Annotated in this window: 3 protein-coding genes; all 3 read left to right on the top strand. The window is 41.5% G+C overall.

Annotated elements, in window-relative coordinates; genetic code table 11:
- Positions 1-701 precede the first annotated feature (701 nt).
- The 3 genes from AACZ88_RS16560 to uxaC all read left to right on the top strand — a co-directional run bounded on the left by AACZ88_RS16560 (position 702) and on the right by uxaC (position 5,917).
- Complete coding sequence (locus tag AACZ88_RS16560; RefSeq protein ID WP_339712481.1) at positions 702-2,354, top strand: GDSL-type esterase/lipase family protein; 1,653 nt, start codon at positions 702-704, stop codon at positions 2,352-2,354.
- 140 nt (positions 2,355-2,494) lie between these two features.
- Positions 2,495-4,303, top strand: coding sequence for a prolyl oligopeptidase family serine peptidase (locus tag AACZ88_RS16565; RefSeq protein ID WP_339712483.1), 1,809 nt, complete (start codon positions 2,495-2,497; stop codon positions 4,301-4,303).
- Between the two features lie 207 nt (positions 4,304-4,510).
- Positions 4,511-5,917 carry a glucuronate isomerase gene (uxaC, locus tag AACZ88_RS16570; RefSeq protein WP_339712486.1) on the top strand — a complete coding sequence of 469 codons (1,407 nt, stop codon included), beginning with the start codon at positions 4,511-4,513 and terminating at the stop codon, positions 5,915-5,917.
- Positions 5,918-6,000: the final 83 nt, after the last annotated feature.

Genomic DNA, 6,000 nt, shown 5'->3' on the forward strand with positions numbered 1-6,000 from the left:
AAATACTTAGTTAAACGTTTTAGGGGGCTTCTAAAACGGGGGGAATTATAAAACGAAAAGTTGCGAACTATATTCACTTTATAACAAAAACCGAAGATATGAAAATATTGGTTCAATTAAGTAAGATTATTCTTTCTTTTTAGCCTGTTTATCAGGCTCAAGTTACATGATATTTTCAAAACTCCGCTGAAGTCATTCCAAAACCCCCTGTTTTTTTGTTGGTATGTTACTACCCGAAAGGGGTTATAAATTTAATTTTCACGGCTATGTACTTCCGCTATTACATGTCAGTCTTCACAGCACAGCCAGCGGTTGCTAAACAGCAAAAATTACAAACCTTACAAATTACAAAACTTGATACTGTGACACATAAAAGGTTCGAAACGATTATTGCAAAAATAACCTTGTACAACCCATTCTTCGCAAAGAAATTCAGCATAATTGTTTGGAAAATACAATTGACTATTCAAATTCAAACCATCTGACCGGTTCAATTGATGGGTCAAAATAGGCTCCATATTTAAAATCAAGCGATTCTGTGAACAGCAACATATATTTTTTAATTTTTTGCAATCGTTAAATTTCGACCCTTCATTTGGCAAACCGATTGTTTAAAACCGGATTGTTATTTAACTTATCCCACTAAAATTGATGGGGCGTTACCCGACCCCAGAACATACAAATACAGTTTATAATTTTCAATGAATATGATTTTGCGAACCGCTCCCTGTTACCTGTTTATCTTATTTTTTGGAATTTTGACATCATTTTCCCAAAGTAACCCAAAATGGGACAATACCGCAAAAAGCAATTGGTCCGCCCCCTTTGAACATGTTGGTATCCCATCGACCAAAGACGGTGCGATTCAAAACGCAATTTTCTATAAATCAAAAAGTCTCGAACGCAAACCGCTTATTGTCAGTCTTCACACTTGGAGTGGCGATTATACCCAAAAAGACCCTTTGGCCAAGGAAATATTGGCTAGGGATTGGAATTACATCCATCCCGACTTTAGAGGCACCAACAACCAACCTGAGGCCATGGGTAGCGGGTTAGTCATTTCAGATATCGCTGATGCCGTTCAATACGCATTGCGACATACCGACAGCGACCCTGAAGAAGTTCATATTATTGGAGTTTCGGGTGGAGGTTATGCCACCCTATTGGCCTACATGACACTAGACTACCCAGTAAAATCTTTTTCGGCATGGGCGCCTATTTCCGATATTGAAGCATGGTATTGGGAATCGCTGGGGCGTAAACAGAAATACGCCCAAGACATTTTACAAGCTGTTTCGAAAGAAAGTAGTTTTGACCAGGCGGAGGCCTTGAGACGCTCACCCATATCGCTTGACTATCCTATTGAAAAAAGAAAAAACTCCAAACTATACCTGTATGAAGGGGTTCACGACGGTTATGAAGGGTCGGTTCCTATTACACACGCGATAAACATGTACAATCGACTGGTCGGCGAGCTTAAGTACGGATTCTCCGATGCCAATAAGATACTATCAAAAGCAGTATCTGACCCAGATTTGGTCGCTGAAAGTAAAATCATAAGTCTGATTACCAAAAGATTGAACCCAAAACGTACGAAAAAACAATCGCTTTATGGTCGCGACATTCACCTGTTCCGTGAATTTCAAAATATTCAACTGACCCTTTTCGAAGGGGGCCATGAACAACTTCCCCAAGCCTTGTCGCTAATCCCTAATGAAAGAACTTCCACTTTAAAGCCTACGATCCTAACTATCGGCGATTCCAATGGTGCCCATGAAGAGGGGTGGGTCAATCAATTAAAAACAATACTTCCCAACTCAAAAATCGTCAATAACTCCCAATCGGGGCGTACCATAGGATTTGATAATAATAGTGCGAAAGATTTAAATGCGCTTCGGAATATTAAAAAGTACCTACAGGAAGCCAAAAAAGAAACTGGTGGTGGGGATTTCGATTATATCATTCTCTGTTTGGGTACGAACGATACAAAAAAGGTATTTGCAAACCGTCAGGATGAAGTTGTATCGAACTTTGCAAAATTATTAGAGCACATTACAAAGTTCATCTCGACAGGCAGCGGCAAAACCCAGCTGATCTGTGTTACCCCTCCTCCTATGAAAACAGAAGGCATATTGGAAAAATATGAAGGCGGAAACGAACGGTTGGGCAATCTGATACCCCAATTCCAAAGTATAGCGAAAACTAAAAGAATTAGAATATTAGACATATACCACCCGCTACTGGGCGTACTTGACTATTATGCCCCAGATGGCATACATATGGAAGCAGCAGGACAAAAAATCATAGCGACTAACATTGCAGATCTTCTTTACGAAGATACAGCCAAACAGTGATATTTCATTAGGCCAATATCGACCTTTCAAGTTCTTGAGGCTGAATTTACTATCTTGTCCATCGATGTTTAAAAAAACAGAAAATTATATTCAAAGCACGATACCTGTTCCCATTAAAACATAGCTATTTAGAAGAAATTATGTACAAAAACCTATTTTTAAAACCGATTATCCTTTGCCTTTTTCTAAGCTGTCTTCACCAGGCCGTACGTGCCCAATACGAAGTTGTTCCCCTATGGCCCAACGGTGCACCGGGAGCTCTATCCGATGCCTCGTATATTCAAGAACCACAATGGGATGCTTTGGGCAATATCCGCGGATACAGCAAGGTTTCTCAACCCGATATCGCCGTATTTCTTGCTGAAAAAGAAATTTCTAATGGTACGGCCGTCGTTATCTGTCCTGGGGGCGGCTATTCTCATTTGGCAATTTTAAAAGAGGGGTATAAAGTGGCAAAATGGTTCAATACCCTGGGAATTTCAGCCTTTGTCTTAAAATACAGGATGCCGAGCGACCAAACGATGAAAGACAAATCTGTTGGGCCGTTGCAAGATGCCCAAGAAGCGGTGCGCATGGTGCGCCGGAACGCGGATAAATGGCGAATCGACCCTTCAAAGGTCGGGATTATGGGCTTCTCCGCCGGAGGTCATTTGGCAGCGAGTTTATCTACCCTTTACAAAGAAAATACCTATCCCGCATCGAACAATATGAGCGCCCGTCCTGATTTTTCGATATTGATCTATCCAGTCATATCCATGGAAGATCAGATCACCCACAAAGGCTCTCGAAAAAACCTATTGGGCAATTCCCCGTCTCCTGAACAGCTCGAAAAATTTTCCAGTGAAAAACAGATAAACAATCAAACACCACCCGCATTTCTAGTGCATGCCACTGATGATTCAGGCGTTCCTGTTGAAAACAGCGTCGCCTATTACCTCGCATTAAAAGAACATAAAATCGCTTCCGAAATTCATATCTATGAAAAAGGCGGCCATGGTTTTGGTCTGGGTGTAGGAGCTACGAACCAATATTGGCCGACCGCTTGCGAGAACTGGCTTCGCTCGCACAACTGGATACCTGACGAAGAAGTATTGCTGTTCTCCTATTTTAAGGGCAACGGGGAAGACGGGTTGCATTTGGCATATAGTGAAGATGGTTATGCCTGGGAAAGTTTAAAAAACGATGCTTCCTTTCTTACCCCCGAAGTGGGCAAGGATAAATTAATGCGCGACCCCTGCATCATTAAAGGGGGCGACGGTAAGTATCATATGGTATGGACGGTCAGTTGGACGGACCAAGGCATAGGTTACGCATATTCCGAAGATCTGATTCATTGGTCAGAACAACAATTCATTCCCGTTATGGCCTATGAAAAAAGTGCTCGAAATACCTGGGCACCCGAACTCACCTATGACCCAGAAAGTGACACGTACCTTATTTATTGGGCGAGTACGATTCCCGGTAAATTCCCGGAAACCCAGTCGGACAAAGACGACGGATACAATCATCGCATGTACTACACAACAACTACCGATTTTAAGAACTTCTCCCCAACGGCACTCCTTTACGAACCCGGTTTTAATGTCATTGACGCCACGATACAAAAACATGAGGATAAGTTCGTTATGTTTCTGAAAGACGAAACCCGCGAGCCTGCAGAAAAAAATATCAAGATTGCCCATAGCGACAAGCTTACCGGCCCTTACTCAGAGGCAAGCGGTCCAATAACTGGTGATTATTGGGCAGAAGGACCAACGGCTCAAAAAATTGATGGCAAATGGACCGTTTATTTTGACAAATATAGAGATCACGCTTATGGGGCCGTACAGTCTTCCGACCTAAAAAATTGGAAAGACATTTCGAGCCAAATCCATTTTCCGGAAGGCACACGACACGGAACCATATTCAAGGTACCAAGAGCATTATACGAAAACCTAAAAAAACAATAGTCCCATTGGCAGGACAAAATTAGACTTTTCTTTGTCGAATTATTTTTAGAACTTCAGTTTTGAATTTTACAAGAATTAACCCATACTTTTGCAATCGATTACATTTTTATAAAATTCTAGGTTTAAAATGTGATATTGACAGATTTCCACCTTGTGTAAGATCAAAAAATACGTAAGTTAGCAAGCTAAAATAAATCACCCTACATAATGAGTAAGCCCGCTTCTTTTATACACGATCAATTTTTGTTAGAGAACAAATACGCCGAAGAGCTATACCATACATATGCGAGCAATATGCCCATAATCGACTATCATTGTCATTTGACACCGAACGACATTGTCAACGACACTATTTTCGAAAATATTTCACAGGCATGGATTTATGGCGACCATTACAAATGGCGCGCCATGCGTACCGTCGGGGTCAACGAAAAATATATTACAGGTGCTGCTGCCGATAAGGATAAATTTACCCAATGGGCTAAAACGGTCCCCTATGCCATGCGCAATCCGCTGTATCATTGGACACATTTAGAATTGGCGCGGTATTTCGATATTCATGAGCTGTTAAACGAAAAAACGGCAAGCGGTATTTATGAAGCGTCGAGTGCAAAGCTCAACACCAAAGATTTCAGCTGTCAAAGCCTACTTTCTAAAATGAAGGTTGAGGTCGTTTGTACCACCGAAGACCCCACCGATCCCCTCATCCACCATCAAAAATATGCAAAAGGTGATCATGCGACCAAGATGAGTACCTCTTTTAGGCCTGATAAGGCCATTCTTATTGACAGCCCCACTTTCAATACATATATTGACTCATTAGGGCAAGCAGCCGATATAGAAATTGCGACCTACGAAGATTTATGTGCCGCGCTGGCCAACCGTATCTCCTTTTTTAATGATAATGGATGTAAGGTTTCCGATCACGGGCTAAGTTTCGTTCCTTTTGACACTTATACGCAATCCGAAGTTTTTACTATCTTCACAAAAAGAAGAAATAACCAAGCCATTACCGAAAGTGAGTCTTTGAAATTTCAAAGTGCCCTAGTACAGTTCTTGGGAGAAAAATATCACGAATTCGGATGGGTGCAGCAATTTCATTTGGGTGCCCTGCGCAATAACAATAGCAGAATGTTGGCAAAATTAGGGCCTGATACGGGCTGGGACTCTATCGGCGATTACCCTCAAGCGGAAAGCTTGTCTAAATTTCTAAATACGTTAGATAGTAAAGATAAATTGACCAAGACCATTTTATACAACCTCAATCCTGGTGACAACGAAGTTTTGGCTTCGATGATCGGCAACTTTAATGATGGTAGTGTCAAGGGTAAAGTTCAATTTGGATCGGGCTGGTGGTTTTTAGACCAAAAAGACGGTATGACCAAACAGATGAACGCACTTTCGAACATCGGCCTTATCAGCTGTTTTGTGGGGATGTTGACAGACTCCAGAAGTTTTCTTTCTTTTCCGCGTCACGAATATTTTCGGCGCATTCTCTGTAACCTTTTTGGGAGCGAGATACAACGTGGGGAATTGCCCAACGATATGGAATGGATCGGGAAACTCATCCAAGACATCAGCTATAATAATGCAAATGAATATTTTGATTTTTAATAAAGAACCTATTTAAACTTTACATAGAAAATGAAAAAAGTAGTCACCTTCGGAGAGATCATGCTCCGTTTGTCCCCTCCGGG

The sequence above is a fragment of the uncultured Kriegella sp. genome (genome assembly GCF_963975415.1).
GTDB lineage: Bacteria > Bacteroidota > Bacteroidia > Flavobacteriales > Flavobacteriaceae > Kriegella.